This window comes from Xanthocytophaga agilis (genome assembly GCF_030068605.1).
Taxonomy (GTDB): domain Bacteria; phylum Bacteroidota; class Bacteroidia; order Cytophagales; family 172606-1; genus Xanthocytophaga; species Xanthocytophaga agilis.
On sequence record NZ_JASJOU010000012.1, the window covers coordinates 222,109 to 240,058 of the forward strand.

14 protein-coding genes are annotated in these 17,950 nt (G+C 38.5%); 7 read left to right on the plus strand and 7 right to left on the minus strand.

Going from position 1 to position 17,950, the window contains the following annotated elements:
- Positions 1-51: 51 nt before the first annotated feature.
- A complete protein-coding gene (locus tag QNI22_RS28395; protein ID WP_314516118.1) occupies positions 52-3,201 on the minus strand; it encodes a ligand-binding sensor domain-containing protein in 3,150 nt (1,049 codons plus the stop codon).
- Positions 3,202-3,504: 303 nt separating this feature from the next.
- On the opposite strand from QNI22_RS28395, the gene QNI22_RS28400 reads away from it, so the two are divergent.
- Positions 3,505-4,476 (plus strand): aldo/keto reductase, encoded by a 972-nt coding sequence (locus QNI22_RS28400; RefSeq protein ID WP_314516120.1) that lies wholly within the window; start codon positions 3,505-3,507, stop codon positions 4,474-4,476.
- A 333-nt stretch (positions 4,477-4,809) separates the two neighbouring features.
- On the opposite strand, the gene QNI22_RS28405 is transcribed toward QNI22_RS28400, so the two are convergent.
- Entirely contained in the window at positions 4,810-5,424 is a 615-nt protein-coding gene (locus QNI22_RS28405) for a biliverdin-producing heme oxygenase (RefSeq protein WP_314516122.1), read from the minus strand.
- Between the two features lie 246 nt (positions 5,425-5,670).
- On the opposite strand from QNI22_RS28405, the gene QNI22_RS28410 reads away from it, so the two are divergent.
- Entirely contained in the window at positions 5,671-5,988 is a 318-nt protein-coding gene (locus QNI22_RS28410; RefSeq protein ID WP_314516125.1) for a S24 family peptidase, read from the plus strand.
- A gap of 31 nt (positions 5,989-6,019) precedes the next feature.
- On the opposite strand, the gene QNI22_RS28415 is transcribed toward QNI22_RS28410, so the two are convergent.
- Both QNI22_RS28415 and QNI22_RS28420 read right to left on the minus strand, forming a co-directional pair.
- Complete coding sequence (locus QNI22_RS28415; protein WP_313995328.1) at positions 6,020-7,213, minus strand: VWA domain-containing protein; 1,194 nt, start codon at positions 7,211-7,213, stop codon at positions 6,020-6,022.
- 51 nt (positions 7,214-7,264) lie between these two features.
- Complete coding sequence (locus QNI22_RS28420; RefSeq protein WP_314516126.1) at positions 7,265-9,619, minus strand: DUF2339 domain-containing protein; 2,355 nt, start codon at positions 9,617-9,619, stop codon at positions 7,265-7,267.
- 208 nt (positions 9,620-9,827) lie between these two features.
- Between QNI22_RS28420 and QNI22_RS28425 the strand changes: the two genes are divergently transcribed.
- Both QNI22_RS28425 and QNI22_RS28430 read left to right on the plus strand, forming a co-directional pair.
- Positions 9,828-10,556, plus strand: a complete 729-nt coding sequence (locus QNI22_RS28425; protein ID WP_313977112.1) for a PrsW family intramembrane metalloprotease — start codon at positions 9,828-9,830, stop codon at positions 10,554-10,556.
- A 122-nt stretch (positions 10,557-10,678) separates the two neighbouring features.
- Entirely contained in the window at positions 10,679-11,473 is a 795-nt protein-coding gene (locus QNI22_RS28430; protein WP_314516130.1) for a lysophospholipid acyltransferase family protein, read from the plus strand.
- Positions 11,474-11,482: 9 nt separating this feature from the next.
- Here QNI22_RS28430 and QNI22_RS28435 read toward each other — a convergent pair whose 3' ends face one another.
- Entirely contained in the window at positions 11,483-12,445 is a 963-nt protein-coding gene (locus tag QNI22_RS28435; protein ID WP_314516132.1) for an aldose 1-epimerase, read from the minus strand.
- A gap of 86 nt (positions 12,446-12,531) precedes the next feature.
- Positions 12,532-13,299: a WecB/TagA/CpsF family glycosyltransferase gene (locus QNI22_RS28440; RefSeq protein ID WP_314516133.1), complete on the minus strand. Its 768-nt coding sequence runs from the start codon at positions 13,297-13,299 to the stop codon at positions 12,532-12,534.
- Between the two features lie 149 nt (positions 13,300-13,448).
- Here QNI22_RS28440 and QNI22_RS28445 point away from each other — a divergent pair, with 149 nt between their 5' ends.
- From QNI22_RS28445 to QNI22_RS28455, 3 genes are all read left to right on the plus strand, one after another.
- On the plus strand, positions 13,449-14,219 hold the full coding sequence (locus QNI22_RS28445) for a YdcF family protein (RefSeq protein WP_314516135.1): 771 nt from the start codon (positions 13,449-13,451) through the stop codon (positions 14,217-14,219).
- A 210-nt stretch (positions 14,220-14,429) separates the two neighbouring features.
- Positions 14,430-15,194, plus strand: coding sequence for an SDR family NAD(P)-dependent oxidoreductase (locus QNI22_RS28450; RefSeq protein WP_314516138.1), 765 nt, complete (start codon positions 14,430-14,432; stop codon positions 15,192-15,194).
- Positions 15,195-15,378: 184 nt separating this feature from the next.
- On the plus strand, positions 15,379-16,350 hold the full coding sequence (locus QNI22_RS28455; RefSeq protein ID WP_314516139.1) for a DUF4349 domain-containing protein: 972 nt from the start codon (positions 15,379-15,381) through the stop codon (positions 16,348-16,350).
- A 72-nt stretch (positions 16,351-16,422) separates the two neighbouring features.
- Here QNI22_RS28455 and QNI22_RS28460 read toward each other — a convergent pair whose 3' ends face one another.
- Positions 16,423-17,925, minus strand: coding sequence for a glutamate synthase subunit beta (locus QNI22_RS28460; protein ID WP_314516141.1), 1,503 nt, complete (start codon positions 17,923-17,925; stop codon positions 16,423-16,425).
- Positions 17,926-17,950: the final 25 nt, after the last annotated feature.

Consider the following 17,950-nt stretch of genomic DNA (forward strand, 5'->3'; position numbering starts at 1 on the left):
TAAAAGGTGATTTCAGTGTCTGGATGGACAAGGATCTCACATTTTAATCTATTAAAAGACAGGATTGCCAAGGTCACCCATTTTGGGGGATTTTAGGGAGAAGCGGATTTCTGTACCCACATATATTTCTGAAAAAATTTCTATAGCTCCCCCAATCTTATGTGCTCTGGTTTGCATATTAATTAAACCATTGGAGTGGTTGGACGTTTGGAGATCAAATCCTTTCCCATTGTCTTGCCAGCAAACTGAAATCAAGTCTTGGGTAGAGGTAAAGGAAAGGAGAGTTTTTGTTGCTCCGGCATATTTGAGTGTATTACTCATCGCCTCCTTGAAAATCAGAATCAGGTGCCGACTCATTCCCATAGGGAAGCTAATCTGTTGAAAATGATCTGAAAGCCCTGTTATATCAAATTCTGTATGTGTTTTTTCAAAAATATCATCACCAAAATCTTTGAGTCGAAGAGCTATTTCATAGAAATTATCATTTTCAGGATTAATAGTCCATATAAAATCCTTAGTTCCCTGGTAAAGGCGTTGGGCGTTATCATTGATCTTTTCCAGAAGATAACGGGCTTCGGAAATGTCATTATTCAGGTTATTTCTAGTTAGTTCGGTTAGTACTGCAATACGAGTAAGGCCATTTCCAAATTCGTCATGTAAGTCTTGGGCAGCTAGTTTTCGTACTCGTTCATTCTCTTCGATTTTGATTTGTTGTACGGCCAGTGCCCGTTCTACTTTTAAGCGAACTCTATACCGGTAGATGATGAAAATTATTGCGATAGTAGTGAGGACCACAAGTACATAGAAGCCACTACTTAGCCAGAAAGGAGGAACAACATAGATAGGAATACTTAATATGTCTTTCTCATTCCAGTATCCTTGATTGTTTGAGCTTTTAACTTTTAAAGTATAGTGGCCTGGTTTGATATCTGCTATGCCTAAGAATCTATTTTCAGAATACATCCACTCATCCTGCAATCCTTCTAGCTTATAGGCAAATAAGTTTTTTGAAGGATTGTTGTAATCCGTGGCAGAAAAGAAAAAAGAAACGAAGTCTTTATAGTGAACTGTTAACTGTCCTTTGGTATGTAAAATACTATCCAGGTTTATTTCCTGCTGAAATAATTGGAAAGAAGATATATTTACTTTGGGCAAATGCTTGTTTTCCACCAGTTGCTCTGGATAAAAGCTTACCATAACGCTATGTCCACCAAAAAACAGTTCGCCATCCTGACTTCGATGAAATGCACCAGAATTAAATTCCCGACTTGTGAGTCCATCGTTGGTATCATAGTTTTTAAACCTATCTGTAGTAGGGTCAAAACAGGATAATCCCGCATTGGTGCTAATCCAAATTTTACCTTGTTTATCACCTAAAGCTCCATATACAAATGAATTAGGCAAACCATGTTTACGGGTATAGTGTATAAACTGTGTGGTTGAATCTGTTTCTACAAGCCGGCTTAATCCTTTCGATGAACATATCCAGAGATTATGATCTGTGTCCTGATAGATATCAAGGACCATATTTCCAATAAGGCTGCCAGGATTTTCCGGATGGTTTGTGAGATGAAGAAACTTACCAGAAGAAGGGTTCCACTTGATTAAGCCATGATCTGTTCCAAACCAAAAGTTTCCTGAAACATCCTCAGATATCACATTAATACCAGATAATGTCAATGTATCTGTAGTATTTGTTAAATTTCTTATAAGGTCCCTACAGGCTAGTTCTTTGTCTAATTTTACCAGATATTCATATGTTGCAATCCATATATTTCCCTTTGTATCTTCAAAGATATCTTTTACCAGGGGCTGATTGTTATTCTTTGTGGCTGGTAGTCTGATTTTTTCAAAGTGATTGTGAGATCTGTCATATATGTATAATCCATTATTACTTCCAACCCATAGATTCTTTCTGCTGTCTTCCTTGATTGTGGAATAGTAATTATTACCACTAGTTGTCTTATCCAATAGCAACTTTTTGTGTTTCTGTGTTTTTCGTTCTATCTGAAAAAGTCCTTGTAGTGTTCCAACCCACACATACCCAAAACTATCTGTACAGATAGAAAAGATAGAAGACTCCATCGCTCTCTTATCATCAGATAATACATTATTCCATTGATAAAAACTGTTCTTTGAGCGACTGTAGGAGTGCACGCCTGCTTCTCGGGTACCAATCCATATAATATCCTCATTTGCGTCATCCCCCTCATATAGAGCATAAATGGTCCCACTTTTTAACCCGTTTGGTTGAATGCGTTCTTCTTGAATATGTTCCAGTAGTGTTAGTTGGTCGTCTGCTGATTTATGATAACGGAATAATCCGTACCCATAGGTCCCAATCCATATAATTCCAAATCGATCTACACCCAAAGCTGTAATGGTTAGTTCTGAATCACATGGCTGCCAACATAGGGTCTTTACAGAAAAGTCTTTCAGAGAAATAGTAAGCAGATGGTTATCAGAGGAAAGTAAAATATAGTCACTGGTGCCTGTGATCCGTTGTATGGGAAATTGTAGCTTTTTGTAGAGGGTACTATTAAAAGTAGATGCGTTTTCAAAAGAAATGTGTTGTTGTGAAGAGGTATGAGGACTTATAAGTATTCTGTTTAATCCGGAAGGAGTAGCTACCCATATATTTTCAAGGTTGTCTTTGTAAATTGAATTGATTAAATCATAGTTTAGCCCCTGACCTACAGTATACAGCGTTGCTATATAAGGAGTATCTTGTTTTTCTTGTGGTATGAGCCTCCATAGTCCATTTTTTGTTCCAACCCATATGGCTTTCCATCGATCTTCGACAATACTTGTCACAGTATACGCCCATGAAGGCTTTCCCTGGCCAAATAGGTAGGTATAATGTATGAAAGAGTTATGTAAACGATTATATACGCAGATTCCGTGAGTAGTTCCTACCCATACCTGTTGTTGCGAGTCTTCGTATAAATATGTAATCTCATCACTAGGTAAGGTATTTTTATCAAATGGATCGTTGTGAAACTGTTTTATATGAAAACCATCATATCGATTAAGCCCATCCTGGGTGCCAAACCACATGTATCCCTGACTATCTTGTAGAATAGCTCTGACTTCACTTTGACTAAGTCCATCATTCAATGAGATTTGATCCAGATGGTTATTGGGGACAGCAAGTGTCTTTGAGATAAAGAACACTCCTATAAGATAGTACAGTATTTTCATACCAGAGGCTTGGGAAAGCGTTTTTTATTTGTACAAATAAAGGCACAGGTTCTAAGTTAATGAATTAGAAAGGTCATATTGTAATAATTACATGAGTGGTAATACTCACTAATGAAGTCTATTTTCCCTGTAATACTCTGTAGGATCTACTATGTATAGAGTAGGCTGTAATATTTTCTTTGTTTAAAAGGACTCATTATTAAATGAGGAGACAGTGTCAGACAGATTATTTCCTCAATCAGAAAAATGATTTTAACTTGGGGCGTAGAAAGTATCTTTTTAACAAACCCCCTGAACATAGTTATGCAATACAGAAGATTTGGAAAAACAAACTGGAACGTAAGTGAAATTGGCTACGGCATGTGGGGACTGGCAGGCTGGACAGGTACAGATCAGAAAGAAATGGAGGCTGCTTTAGATCGTTCTGTTGAGCTAGGTTGTACCTTTTTTGATACTGCATGGGGATACGGAGCGGGAAAAAGTGAAGAAATTCTGGGAGACTTAATGAAACGTCATGCTGCAAAGAGATTGTATTTTGCTACTAAAATTCCTCCTATGAATTTTAAATGGCCATCCAAACCTGAATACACGTTGGAAGAATGTTTTCCTGCCAGTCATATCATTGAATACACTGAAAAAAGCCTGAAGAACCTGAACGTAGAGTGCATTGATTTGCAGCAGTTTCATGTTTGGGAAGATGCATGGTATGATAAAGATGAATGGAAAAATGCTGTAGAGAAGCTAAAAAGAGAAGGAAAAGTAAAACACTTTGGTATAAGTGTAAATCGCTGGGAGCCAGATAATGTATTAAAAACATTGGAAACTGGGTTGATCGATGCTGTACAGGTTATATATAATATTTTTGACCAGGCTCCTGAAGATAATCTGTTTCCTCTGTGTCGTAAACTGGATATTGGAGTAATTGCCAGAGTGCCATTTGATGAAGGTACACTTACAGGTACATTGACGAAAGACACTGTATTTCCAAAAGATGACTGGCGTTCAACTTATTTTGTTCCGGAAAATCTGAATGCAAGTGTAGATCATGCAGAGGCTTTAAAGCATTTAATTCCAGAAGGAATGACCATGCCCGAGTTGGCACTGCGTTTTATTTTGGGTAATGATGATGTGCATACTATTATTCCTGGCATGAGAAAAATTCGCAATGTGGAAGCGAACATAGGAACAAGTGATGGGAAGAAACTAGAAAAGGCTCTACAGGTAAAGTTGAAAGATCATCGTTGGGATCGTACTCCGACAGAGTGGTCGCAATAGGTCTTGCTGATCCTGTTAAAACAGGATTTATCTCAACTGTAAGTAAATGACTGTGGTTTTTTGAATACAGTTTCTGATTGTGCATAGTTCACTGCAAAAACTTTTTTCGAAAAGGCAAGGCAAACTGTTCAATCACTGAAGAGATCGCATATAACTCCAATCACTTTTGAGTTTGACCGGAGTTCCGATCATTTTCTTTGCTGCGCATAACTCACGGCAAAAACTTTTTTGAACAGAACTTCGATCACTTTGTCTCTTGCGCATTATTCACTGCAAAACAAAATCTGATCAGAATTCACCGCAAAGTTTTTCTTGCTGTGAATTCTGATCAGGCTATTTTAAGTGAGACAAGTTCGGTCTGGTAAAATCCAACAGTTGAGATGCCTCTGTTTTCATCCAGTTATCAATCATTGTAAACGTGTGTATAGCACCATCAATGATCTCCTGTTCCCAACCAGGTGTTTGGGCTGCAAGTGAAAGTTGTTGCAGAAAATCTTTCCATTGTGACCCTATTTGTGAACCATACGCAGAAAAATAGCTTGAGCCTTCAAAATCAGGCAGAGATTTTATCAGGTGCTTTTGAATTACCTGTCCACCTAGGGTAGAGCCTTCTAATACATACATCCCTCCCCAGGCGGCAGCTTCTGTAGTATAAAATGTTGTAAAGTCTTTATCTGGTAATACAGCAATAGTGTCTGTTGTATTCTCTGCTGAAATGTCTTTCATAAGCAAATGAGCCTTACGCCTTTCTGAAATAGTAGGTAAACTACGTTCTAACAGCGGAAAAACATTTTTTTCAAACCCGGATACAACCCCATATAGCTTTTGCAGATATATTTTATAATCTTCCATTGATACATTATTACTCAGCAAGGCTACTGAATAGGAGTTCTCTTCCAATGCTTTGTGGCAATCGGCAGTTTGAGTGCGTAAGTTCTGTAAAAACACGGCTGATGGCTTAAAGAGGTAAATAATCGGATAATGATACCAGGAATGTTATGCTATGATCTATGCTATCGTATTAATGATCCGTGCATAGATACTATAAACTTTTTTAAGTGTGAATATTCAGTTTATAAAATTCTGTGCCTTACAGAAAGATAATTTGTTTTTCTTAGAAAAAAGTTGTATATTATAGTAAGGTGTACTTTGTAAGTATACCGGATTAATTTATAAAACTTACTATATTATTCTATGAACAAGTACGAAAGGCTCAAGGTAGAACTTGAGACTAATGGTGAAGGTAAAATGAAAGCATTTGGTGATTCGATGCTTCCAATTTTAAAATCAGGCTCATTGTTAACCTTTAAGCGACAGCAAGAGTATCAAATTGGTGATATCGTTTTTTGTAAAGTAAAAGGTCGATACATTGATGCTCACAAAATCACCAAGAAAGACCCCAACAAAGGATTTATGATTGCTAACAATCATGGATTTGAAAATGGCTGGACGAAGCGGATATTTGGGAAGGCTGTTCTGGTAGAACACACAGGCGAAACTAGAGAACTCTAAGTTTCGCCTGTTTTGTTTTATAGGAGTACTATCACTGACCTTTGGTCCCTTTAAGCACAATATCCCGATCTCCCGCCCATTGATTTAAGTCTTGCTTGGAAATGGCTGCAGCCATCAGATCCGGAAACATATCTGGAGTACAGGCAAATACAGGAACCTCATGAGTTGCCAGAAACTTAGCATTGCCATGATCATACGAAGGAGCTCCCTGGTCATCCAGTGCCAGCAAACATACTACCTGTACACCTGAACTGACAATCTCTTCTATCTTTCTTCGCATTTGTTGCTCATTACCTCCTTCATACAAGTCGGTTATCAATACCAGAATTGTATCATTGGGTTTGGTAATAATCTCCTGACAATAACCTAATGCTTTATTAATATCAGTTCCGCCTCCCAGCTGCACACCAAATAATAAATCTACCGGGTCTTTTAAATCTTCTGTCAAATCGGCTACAGCAGTATCAAAAACAACCATTTTGGTAGAAACACTGGGTAATGATGCCATAACAGCGCCAAAAATGCCTGAGTATACTACAGAGGTACCCATAGAACCAGACTGGTCAATACATAATACAATGTCTCTCAGTGATTTTTTGGTTTTGCGTCCATATCCAATACGAACTTCCGGAATAATGGTCTTGTAATCTTCCTGATAGTGTTTCAGATTTTTACGAATAGTCGTATTCCAGTCAATCTCATTGTAACGGGGTCTGCGGTTCTTTACAGAACGATTGATAGCTCCCTGAATGGCCTGAATTGTATTTTGAGCTAGCTTCTCAAGCAATTCATCTACTACTTTCTGTACTACACGGCGGGCTGTATCTTTGGTTTTACTAGGTATGAGTTTACCAAGCTCCATCAGGGTTGCAACCAGATGCACATCAGGGTTAGCCTGTTCCAGAATTTCAGGCTCGAGCATCATTTTTTGTTTAAGACTCTCATTTTTTAAGGCATCATTCTGCATTACCTGAACTACCGATTGAGGAAAATATTTGCGAATGTCTCCAAGCCAGCGGGCTACACTTGGATTAGAGCCTTCAGAGCCACCCTGCTTACTTTTTTCACCATATTGAAATTTGCCTTTCCGCTCAAACTCATATAAGGCACCTAGTGCAGCATCCATCTGTGCTAATTCTCCTTCCAACTGGGCTCCTGTACCATCTGCATCTTCTCCACCCAACATCAGTCTCCAGCGTTTTAGTGTTTCTTCGTGTTGTTGCATGTATAGTAAACTATTTTTCGTTTCGGAATTGATTCTCAATGTACTATCGCATTATTCATCTTCAGACATAATAACATCTTTGAAGCGTACATATAAAAATGAAATAATCATAAGCAATATACCCAATCCCAATAAAGCAATAATCTGGCTCAATCTTGAGATTAAAGAAATATCCATTGCAAAAAGTTTAATCAAGGTAATTGCTAATAGTAAAATACCAATAAATCGGGTAGTTCTATCTTTCATACGGATACCCGCAGCTACCAATCCCAGAGCATAACATCCCCATAGGATGCTTGTTCCTGCTTTCAGAATGCGTTCCCCTGCTTTTACAGGATTATCACTAAGAAGCATTACTATATTTCGTAGTTCAAAGCTTAATACGCTAATAAAAAAGAAATGGATCAGGACAGATAGTGCTTTTCGCCCAAAATCTTTTCGGGTGTAGATCTCCTGTCCCTGAAGATACATCAGGTAAAGACAAAGTCCTGTAGCCAGGTAGACCACATACCGCAAACTTAATGCTGAACCTGTAGCATTGTTCTTTAAAAACAATGACCGGATCTCTTCTGCAGATGACAAATGTACAATAAACCAAGCGAACACAATTACATAGCCCAGCAGCAGAGTTAATATCTTCCATCCTTTTTCTTTCAAATATCGTTTACTTATCCATAGAAGAGCGCTGACATATACAGCAGAGAAAATAAGTTGCCAGATGGACTTTTCATCTGATAAAAGAGTAATACCTGCAAAGATATCTTGTGTTTTAGATACCAGGAATATCTTATGATTAAACCAGTGGTTTATCTCCAGAGAGATAACTCCATAAAGCAAAAGTATTGCCCAACCTGCCAGTCCATTAGAAAAAATGGAATAAACAGGAAGTGGAAGTAAGGGATTATTGTCTGATGTATCTTTTTTAGTCAACCAGAGCATTCCAGCCTGAGAAAAAACAACACCCATTCCAGACCAGAAATACCGATTGGTAAAGAAACCTAATTCATTCGATTCTACGTAAGCTGTTTCCCATAACTGAAAGAGACTCAAAGTACTGATAACAACAAGAATAACTGATGAATAAATATAGAAAGCTGCTCTGCTTTTGATGGCTACCCAACACAGAACCAGTGCTTCTAAAGCCCATAGTAGAGAGACTGATAAACCATTAAAGTAAAGGTCTATAGACATTGTAAAAAACAACAACGATAAACCTACTGCCAGATAAAATAAGATAGCAGAAAGCTTTTTCTGGTGCATAAGCCAGGCTACGATAGCATGCACCAAAGAGATCCCCAGGCTAAAGTATGCAGTTTGATGAGTATAATGTGCTTGTTCCAGAGCAGAATATCCAATAAGAAAGAAGATCAGTGTATTTGTGACAATAAAGAAGGAATTAGACTGTGGTATATTTTGATAAGGCAGTTGATAAAATACAAAGACTGCATAGAATATAAGAAAGAACATGCCTGGAAATCCAAGCGCTATAGCCAGATGTCTGTCAGGTGTAAAGGAAACGGCAAACCAGGTAATCACTATAATCCATGTGATGGCAAAGGCGGTTGTATTCATCCAGGACCATTTCTTGAAATAGGCTACAAATGCTACACCAATATTGACCATACCCATATACGTAAACAAAATCGCCACCTTGCCTGAGTTCTGACTGAGGAGCATAGGTACGGCATAGGCACCTACCAGACCAATAACACCTATTACCTGCTGATTATATAGAGTGGCAGCATATACAGTGAAAAATGTAATGGCTACCATCAGGGCAAATGCTAGTGCATGTGGAAGCAGTGCATAAAAATCGTAGGCAAAATAGGTAGTGAAATACAGCGTAGCTACGCCTCCACTTAATAAAACTGCACTATAAGCTGAGTATTTATTCTTCAGGCGATATGACAATCCTAAAAGGGCTAATCCGGCGAGATAGCCACCTGTAATGCGTCCAATAGGACCAACCATGTTATTGTCAATGGCATATTTTACAAAAATACCCAATCCGATAACCAGGATCAGTATCCCAATTTTATTGATGAGGTTCCCACCAATAAATGCTTCCAGACTTTCTTTTGATTGTTTGGGTGAGTTCTGAGATTGTTCCGGTGTGATACGGGGTTTGCTGTTAGGTGCCGTGATCTGCATTAAGGGAATAGCTTCAGGCTCGGTTTCTTTTTGAGTAAAGCGTGGTTCTTCTTCCAGGTTCTCCGGAGAGATCTCTAAAACAGGCGTTTTGTCCTCTACATGAGAAATTGGCTTTGTTCCATCTTGTAGACTTTGACTGATAAGGCTGGAAATATCTTTCTTTAAAAGTGCAATTTCTATCTGTTGTTGTGTCGCTACCTGGGTTAGTTTTTCCAGTCGTGATAGTAGTTGTGCTATCTTTTCTTCCTGATTCATAAGATGTATTGTATAATCAAAGTCAGATTATTCAAGTGGATATATTCAAAAAGACTTGGTTCTCAGAAGTAGTTTGCGGAAATTTTATTATTTTCATGTAATTTACCTAAAAAAACAGGAAGTCTTTTGTCCTGACAGACAAGAACAAATCTTTAGTACGCTAATATGGTATTCCTGTGTACATTTGCAGAAGTTACTTTCTACTCACATGACATTCATTTTGCTGGCATTAGCCATAGCGCCCGGATTGGCAATTGCGATCTTTATTTATGAGAAAGATAAGCTGGATAAAGAGCCATTACATTTGTTGGTAAAAACATTTGTTCTGGGTGTAGTAAGTGCATTGGTAGCTACCTTCATTCAGGCCTTTTTAGGACAGTTGCTGGGCTGGAATCTAGACGATATAAAAGATATTCCGGATACCTTCTCTAAAGCACTTCTAGTAGGTTTTACAGAAGAATGGTGTAAATATATGTGCTTGGTGTTTTTTGCCTATCGCAAAAAAGAGTTCAATGAACCTTTTGATGGAATTACTTATGGAGTAATGATTGCAATGGGTTTTGCTACATTTGAGAATATATTCTATGTAATAGAAGGTGGTTTTGAAGTTGCAATACTCAGAATGTTTACTGCTGTGCCTGCTCACGCTACTTTTGCCGTTGCTATGGGCTATTTTGTAGGCGCTGCAAAATTCAAGCATAATTATAACATCGGGTTATATAAAATGATAGGTTTAGCTAGTGCAACGTTATTACATGCTTCGTATGACTTTTTCTTCTTTGTCGAAAGCTATCCGATCATGGCTTTTGGAGGAATAATTTCTCTGCTTATTGGAATCTGGTTATCCATTCGTGCCATTCGTTTGCATAATTATAACTCACCATTTAATCACCAGCGGCATCCTGTAGAATCAGAAAAGCAGGAAGTCAATAGTTAACTAAACAACTTTAGCTTTTTGATAGATAGTATAAATCGTTTGTTAAATTTATCAGATGTGTCACCGATCGTCTCTTTAATGGGGTACAGGCTCTGTAACCATTTTTCCTCTAATAGCATACTATGGATTTTCTCAAAAGAGCAGTATTGAAAATATATCTTTTCTGGGCAGTTGCCACATTCTGTATTATTATGACACTCTCACTACCACTGGTTGTATTGCCATTTGTTTTGGGAGAGAAGCTGGGAGGACGTATATCTTATATTTTTCTAAAACTCTGGGGATATGGGTTCGGTCTTACCAGCTTTATCCGTTTTAAGACCATTAATCGCCATAAAATAGATCAGTCACAGCCATATATATATGTAGCCAATCATAATTCTTATTTGGATTCACCTGCATTTGTAACTGCCATACCAGGACAATGCCGTCCTTTAGGCAAAGCAGAAATGAAGAAGATTCCTGTTTTTGGATGGCTTTATCCGTATGTTGTAGTTGTAGTAGATCGAAGTAGTGTTGCCAGTCGCATTAAAAGTATGAATGCTCTGAAGGATAAGCTGAGACAGGGAATTTCTGTCTTTATATTTCCGGAAGGAAGTATGAACACTACAGACCAGCCTATGCTTCCTTTTTATGATGGTGCTTTCCGGCTGGCAATAGAAACACAGACGCCAGTACTTCCAATGGTAATTCTGAATAGCCGTAATTTATTACCCAGAATAAAATTTGAACTTCGTCCAGGTACTATTACAACTGTTTTTTTGGAACCTGTGCCTGTTGAGGGATTAACAATGAAGGACGTGGCTGTCTTAAAAGAAAGAGTTTATTGCCAGATGAAAGAAGCACTGGATTATTATAATGCTTATGGTGCAGAGGAGGATAATATTTTTCTGGAACCTAAAACATCTTTTGGATAGTCTGTATGTTTATTGTAAATGAACAGCAACATCACCTATCCACTCTCTACCAGGTTCTAGCACCAGTAAACCAATTTCGTTATTGAATACATTTGCCATACAGGTTTGTGGCTCTATAGCAATGCTGTTGCGATGTGAAGGGGTGAATACCTGTGTATAATTAAATCCGTGATGGCGGGATTGAGTAAGGCAGATTGTCAGATTTTGTAATTCATCATGGAGCAACGTCTTTGCCGATCCTTTGTATTGACCTCCTGTGAACCCATGATCAAACTGTTTGCCAGCTATCTGGTTTCCTCCTTTCTGAAATGCTGCTGCGGTAAATCCCTGCATTTGTTTGATTTTGCCTGTAGGGACAACAAACGCATCCAGTTCATAGTATTTTTTAGAAGGTAAAATAATTCGTAACTGATCTACTCGTGATCCGGTTTTGAAATAAGGATGCCATCCAAATCCCATAGGCATATTGGTTGGTCCTGTATTCTGGACACGAATGTCCATCCGGAATACATGATTAGAAAGAAGGGTATATTTTACAGTTAAGGTATAAGGGAATGGATAGCCTGTAAGTTGTCCTGTATAAGTGTATGCAAGTTCCAGAATGGCTCTGTCATTTTTGATATCTGTACGTATAATCTGAAAGGACTTATCTGCTACCAGACCATGTAAGGCACTCTTACGCATCAGTTCATTAATGGGTAGCTGATAGGCTTTTCCATCAAATGTATATATCCCATCTTTGATCCTGCCTGGAAAAGGAAACAGAAGAGAACTCTTATACCACATATTTCCGGGAAGGTCTTCTTCTGTAACACCATCAATAATAGAATAAGCATGGTCATTTAATGACAGTACGAGTTCCTGAATAAGTCCTCCATATTCAGGAAGTACAGCAATGGTTTCATTTGTTTGCTCATTCTTTAACAAATATCGCGTATATCCGGCAAAAGTATCCGTATGAATCGAAAACACTGATCTAGAATTTAATGTCAAAAAATTAGTGCACTCACAGATTTATTTTCTAGTGCAAAAGACAATAGAGCTTAGAGCCAAATTATTTATTTTTTAGCCATAATCTGCTTACTCAGAAGCCATATATAGGTGCTGTTTGTGACAAAGTAGCGTTTAAACATTCGTTTGGGTTCCTGGGCTAGTCTGTATAACCATTCAAGTGCTAGTTTTTGCATCCAGAAAGGAGCCCGTTTTCTTACCCCTGCATATACATCAAACGCGCCTCCTACACCCAGCAATACGGCATTGATCTTCTTATAGTTTTGAGACATCCAGGTCTCCTGTTTAGGACAACCTAGGGCTACCATAACCAGATTGGCACCAGAATCGTTAATCATTTGTGCATATTTCTCATTATTAGCTGCATTAAGAGATCCGAAAGGAGGGGAGAACATGCCCGCAATACGTAAATTGGGGTGATCTTTCTCGATTCGTTTTCTCATCGCGTCCAATGTTTCATTGGTTGTTCCAAAAAAATAAATAGACAATCCTTCTTTTTCACAATCAGCAATCAAAGAGGGTAACATGTCCATACCTGCTACTCTTTCCTGAGACACACCATATAATGATTTGAATGCTTTAGCCAGAGGTACTCCATCAGGAGCCACAATGTTTGCATTATTTACTATCTCTGCAAACGCAGGTGACCAATGCCCTTCAATGGTCATATGCACATTGGCATAGCATACATAGGAAGGTGTATGACTGCTTCCCAGGTCCAGAATTTCCCGGGTTGTTTCATCATAAGATAATTGGCTTACATCCAAGCTTATGATTCTTTTGCGATTGGCAGAAACGGTAACAGATGTGGTCATAGCTACTGAAGTATGGAATAATGTACGGTAAATTAAAGCAGACGTTCAATTTTTAATATACAGGCTCAGAAATAGATCAATACACGTTTTTACAATTAAAAATATAGTATTTTGCCAGAAAATCTATATTTCCATCTGAAAGGTTATACATGTTCTTCGTTCTATCCAAAAGTTTATTTTATATTTTAATGCCCATCACCTGGATTGTAGGTTTATTTCTCTACAGTTTTTGGACAAAGGTACCTCGACTAAAAAATCGAGCCATAAAAATAGCGTTTATTTTATTAATCCTATTTACCAACAATCTGATCGTTAATGAAGCTATACGTGCCTGGGAAATTTCTGTTACACCAATAGCAGATTTGGCACCTCATGATGTAGCTGTTGTTCTTACAGGCGTAACTGATACAGAGCGTGAGCCTCAGGATCGGGTCTATTTTGCCAAAGGAGCAGATCGTATTTTGCATCCTTTGCAATTGTACAAGATCGGAAAAATAAAATATTTCCTTATTAGTGGAGGCTCTGGTCAATTGGTAAACCGGAACAAGAATGAAAGTGAAGCAGAAGAATTGGCTTCCATACTAAAATTAGCCGGTGTGCCAGACAGCGTTGTTGTACTTGAAAATAAATCTCGTAATACACATGAAAATGCATTGTTTTCTGCAAAAGTGCTGGAAAAACGGTTCCCTGGTAAATCATATTTACTGGTAACTTCCGCTTTTCATATGAGACGTGCTAAGGGTTGTTTTGAGAAAGCCAATGTTCCTGTAACTGTATTTACTACTGACTTTTATAGCTCAGGACGTAAGTGGACTCCTGATTATTGGTTATTGCCTTCTGAAAGTGCTTTGGGAAAATGGTCAACGCTGTGGCATGAATGGATTGGATATATAAGTTATTGGGGAGCTGGTTATCTTTAACCATTGTAATGAGTAAAAAACGCTTATCAGAGTTCTGATACGTTTGGAGAGTAATCAGAGCTCTGATAAATTCTGTAACACCATCAGATTTCTTGTAGTTTGAGAAACTGTTCAGAGTTTTGATTGTCTTTTGTTTGATTGCATTGATGTAGTGCGCGTGTTTTGAGGATAAGTATCAGAAATCTGGCCAATAGATTAAAATAATATTTTATGCACGATTTTAGTAATCAGGTTGCCATTGTTACTGGAGCAGGAGTAGGTATTGGATTCGAAATAGCCCGACAACTAGCCTCTAACGGCGCAAAAGTTATTTTAAATGATATTGATGAGCATCTATGTATAAAAGCATCAGATGCTATTCAGGATACTGGAGGGATTTGTAAGCCATGTGGCGGTGATTCGAGTCAACTGGAAACAATTGAACGACTGGTACAAATAGCTAGTAAAGAATTTGGTCAATTAAATATTCTGATAGCCAATGCAGGTATTACCACCTTTGGGGACTTCCTGGAATATCAACCGAGTTCTTTGAAACGATTACTGGAAGTAAATTTATTTGGAACATTTTTTCTGACTCAGAAGGCAACTACTCAAATGATAGCTCAAGGCATGGGTGGACGTATTTTACTAATGTCCTCTGTTACGGCTCATCAGTCACACAAAAATCTGGCAGCTTATGGAATGACCAAGGCGGGGATAGAGATGCTAGCCAAAAATCTGGTTGTGGATCTTTCTCCACATCAGATTACCATCAATTGTATCGCACCAGGCGCCACCCTCACTGAACGCACACTGGAAGACAAAGAATATATAAATACATGGTCTCGCATTACACCTATGGGGCGACCGGGAACTGTACAGGATATAGCTGAGGCGGCTTTATTTTTGACTTCGTCTACTGCTGGACAAATTACAGGCCAGTGTCTTGTAATCGATGGTGGATGGTCTGCTCTAAGTCCTTCTCCTTATGAATAAAAAACAGAAACTGCATTTTTCGAAAAGATGCTGGTAAGTAGAAATATTGTGATCCTTTCTGAGGTTACCTTTCTATTGCCTCTGTATTAAAATCGTATTTCGCGATATACATGTTTTTCATCTGCATAGTACTAAATGGTATTATGTAAGTGTTTGAGTTTTAATTAACTTTTATTCACTACCTATGAAACAATCACTGTATTTCGCTTATTTAACTATCTTTCTTTCTGTTGGGTTTACCGCCTGTTCCTCTAAAAAAGAAAGAGATGATTCTTATGTCTCAGAATCCGCTGCTATGACAGATACCGTAGCTGTAGCTGCAAATGCATCTCCTCAACCAGAAGGAAATGCAAACTTTACACTTGATAGCAAAAATAATCTGGAAAAAACGGGACGAAAATTTATTCGTACTGCAGATGTAAAGTGTAAAGTGAAAAATGTTAGAAGTGCGACAAATCAGATAGAAGATCTGACTGCCAAATTCGACGGCTTCATTACCAATTCTAATCTCCAGTCGTCTGTTGATCGAACTGAGTCAGTTCCTGTCAGCTCTGATTCTACTCTAGAAGTAAAGACCTATACCGTTACCAATGATATAACTTTGCGTATACCTAATGCCAAGCTTGATAGCTTGATGCGTAGTTTGAATAGCTTGGTCGATTTTCTGGATTATAGAATAGTGAAAGCAGAAGATGCAGGATTTGATTTATTATCCAATCAGTTGCAACAGAAACGCTTGGAAAGTTATGAAAATCGGATGACTCAGAATATCGATAAACGAGGAAAAAAACTGGGTGAAAGTACGACGGCTGAGGAAGACCTGTTAGATAGGCAAAATCGACTCGATCAGTCAAGAGTTCATACTTTGGGCTTGGAGGATCAGATTGCGTATAGTACTGTTCATTTACAAATCTATCAGCGGGAGACTGTTTTTAGAGAAATTATTGTGAACCCTAACAATATAGAAAGCTATAAACCTGGTTTATTTGTCCGGCTCAAAGAATCTTTAGTCGATGGATGGTATATCTTCGAAGAGATAGTAATTTTCTTCTCCCGATTATGGTTTCTATTTGTGATAGGTGGGATAGCCTGGATACTATATCGTCGATATGGTAAAAAGAGCAGAGCGACTATAGCCGCACTGGAAAAATCCTGATACAAAACCTTCTCAAATAAAAAGAGCCATCCTATCATAGGATGGCTCTTTTTATTTGAGAAGGTTTATACATTAGGCAAAGTCAAATTTCTGTGCATTAAGCATTGAAACGGCTTTAGCTTCCAGTTCACTGTGACCCATCAGGTATTCGTCCACTGCACGAGCAGCCTCACGGCCTTCAGAGATTGCCCAAACTACCAGACTCTGTCCACGACGCATATCGCCAGCTGCAAAGACTTTTGCATTATTGGTTTGATAGTTCTGTGCTTTCACATTGCCTCTTTCATCGTATTCAACACCCAGTTCATTTAACATACCTTCTTGTTGTGGATGTAAAAAGCCCATGGCAAGCAATGCCAGTTCACAAGGAATCTCACGTTCACTACCTGCTACTTCAACAAATATAGAACGACCGTTTTCTACTTTCCACTCAAGATCTACTAGTTTGATTGCTTTCAGATTGCCATTCTCATCACCTACAAATTCTTTTGTCTGAATAGCCCAGTGCCGGTTACAACCTTCTTCATGTGAAGTAGAAGTACGCAACATCATTGGCCAGTGTGGCCAAGGTGTGCTTTCTGCCCGTTCTTTGGGAGGCATTGGCATCAATTCGATTTGTGTAACAGAGTTAGCTCCATGTCTGTTGGATGTACCTACACAGTCAGAACCTGTATCCCCACCACCAATTACAATTACATTTTTACCAGTTGCTAACAGTTCACCATTTTCGTAGTTAACACCCCGATGATCTACAGTTACCGGACGATTAGCTACTCGTTTGTTTTGCTGGCTAAGGAATTCCATTGCCGGATAAATACCTTTCAGATTACGTCCGGGAATTGGAAGATCTCTGGCTACAGTAGATCCACCAGAAAGCACTACTGCGTCAAACTCTTCCAATAAAGCTTTTGTACGTACGTTTACGCCTACATTGGCATTGGTTTTAAAAGTGATTCCTTCTGCCTCCATTACTTCCACACGGCGATCAATCACTTTTTTATCTAATTTAAAATCAGGGATACCGTATCGTAATAAGCCTCCTACTGCATCTGCTCTTTCAAATACAGTGACCAGATGACCTGCTTTATTGAGTTGGGCTGCTGCTGCCAAACCTGCAGGGCCAGAACCTATAACGGCTACTTTTTTGCCTGTGCGGAATTTAGGAAGATTTGGCTGAACATATCCTTTTTCAAACGCAGTCTCAATAATATAACGTTCGATCGCTTCAATTGTAACAGGAGGTTTATTAATACCTAATACACAGGATGATTCACAAGGTGCAGGGCAAATACGTCCTGTAAATTCAGGGAAATTATTGGTTGATGCCAGGATTTCATAAGCTAGAGCCCAATCTTGTGCATATACGGCATCATTAAATTCGGGAATAATATTTCCTAGCGGACATCCATTATGACAAAATGGAACTCCGCAATTCATACAACGGGCAGCCTGTTTTTCGGCTAATTCAGTAGAAAACGTTTTTTCAATTTCATTATAATCTTTTACACGCTCTTCTTTCTTGCGTTTTTCTGGCAGCTCTCTTGTAAACTCCAGGAATCCGGTCGGTTTTCCCATATCTATCGCTTATCTGTGTGAATAA

Excerpts from the sequence above, each read along its gene's own strand:
- QNI22_RS28395 (WP_314516118.1), bottom strand. The coding sequence starts at position 3,201 with ATGAAAATACTGTACTATCTTATAGGAGTGTTCTTTATCTCAAAGACA.
- QNI22_RS28400 (WP_314516120.1), top strand. The coding sequence starts at position 3,505 with ATGCAATACAGAAGATTTGGAAAAACAAACTGGAACGTAAGTGAAATT.
- QNI22_RS28410 (WP_314516125.1), top strand. The coding sequence starts at position 5,671 with ATGAACAAGTACGAAAGGCTCAAGGTAGAACTTGAGACTAATGGTGAA.
- QNI22_RS28415 (WP_313995328.1), bottom strand. The coding sequence starts at position 7,213 with ATGCAACAACACGAAGAAACACTAAAACGCTGGAGACTGATGTTGGGT.
- QNI22_RS28420 (WP_314516126.1), bottom strand. The coding sequence starts at position 9,619 with ATGAATCAGGAAGAAAAGATAGCACAACTACTATCACGACTGGAAAAA.
- QNI22_RS28425 (WP_313977112.1), top strand. The coding sequence starts at position 9,828 with ATGACATTCATTTTGCTGGCATTAGCCATAGCGCCCGGATTGGCAATT.
- QNI22_RS28430 (WP_314516130.1), top strand. The coding sequence starts at position 10,679 with ATGGATTTTCTCAAAAGAGCAGTATTGAAAATATATCTTTTCTGGGCA.
- QNI22_RS28440 (WP_314516133.1), bottom strand. The coding sequence starts at position 13,299 with ATGACCACATCTGTTACCGTTTCTGCCAATCGCAAAAGAATCATAAGC.
- QNI22_RS28445 (WP_314516135.1), top strand. The coding sequence starts at position 13,449 with ATGTTCTTCGTTCTATCCAAAAGTTTATTTTATATTTTAATGCCCATC.
- QNI22_RS28450 (WP_314516138.1), top strand. The coding sequence starts at position 14,430 with ATGCACGATTTTAGTAATCAGGTTGCCATTGTTACTGGAGCAGGAGTA.
- QNI22_RS28455 (WP_314516139.1), top strand. The coding sequence starts at position 15,379 with ATGAAACAATCACTGTATTTCGCTTATTTAACTATCTTTCTTTCTGTT.
- QNI22_RS28460 (WP_314516141.1), bottom strand. The coding sequence starts at position 17,925 with ATGGGAAAACCGACCGGATTCCTGGAGTTTACAAGAGAGCTGCCAGAA.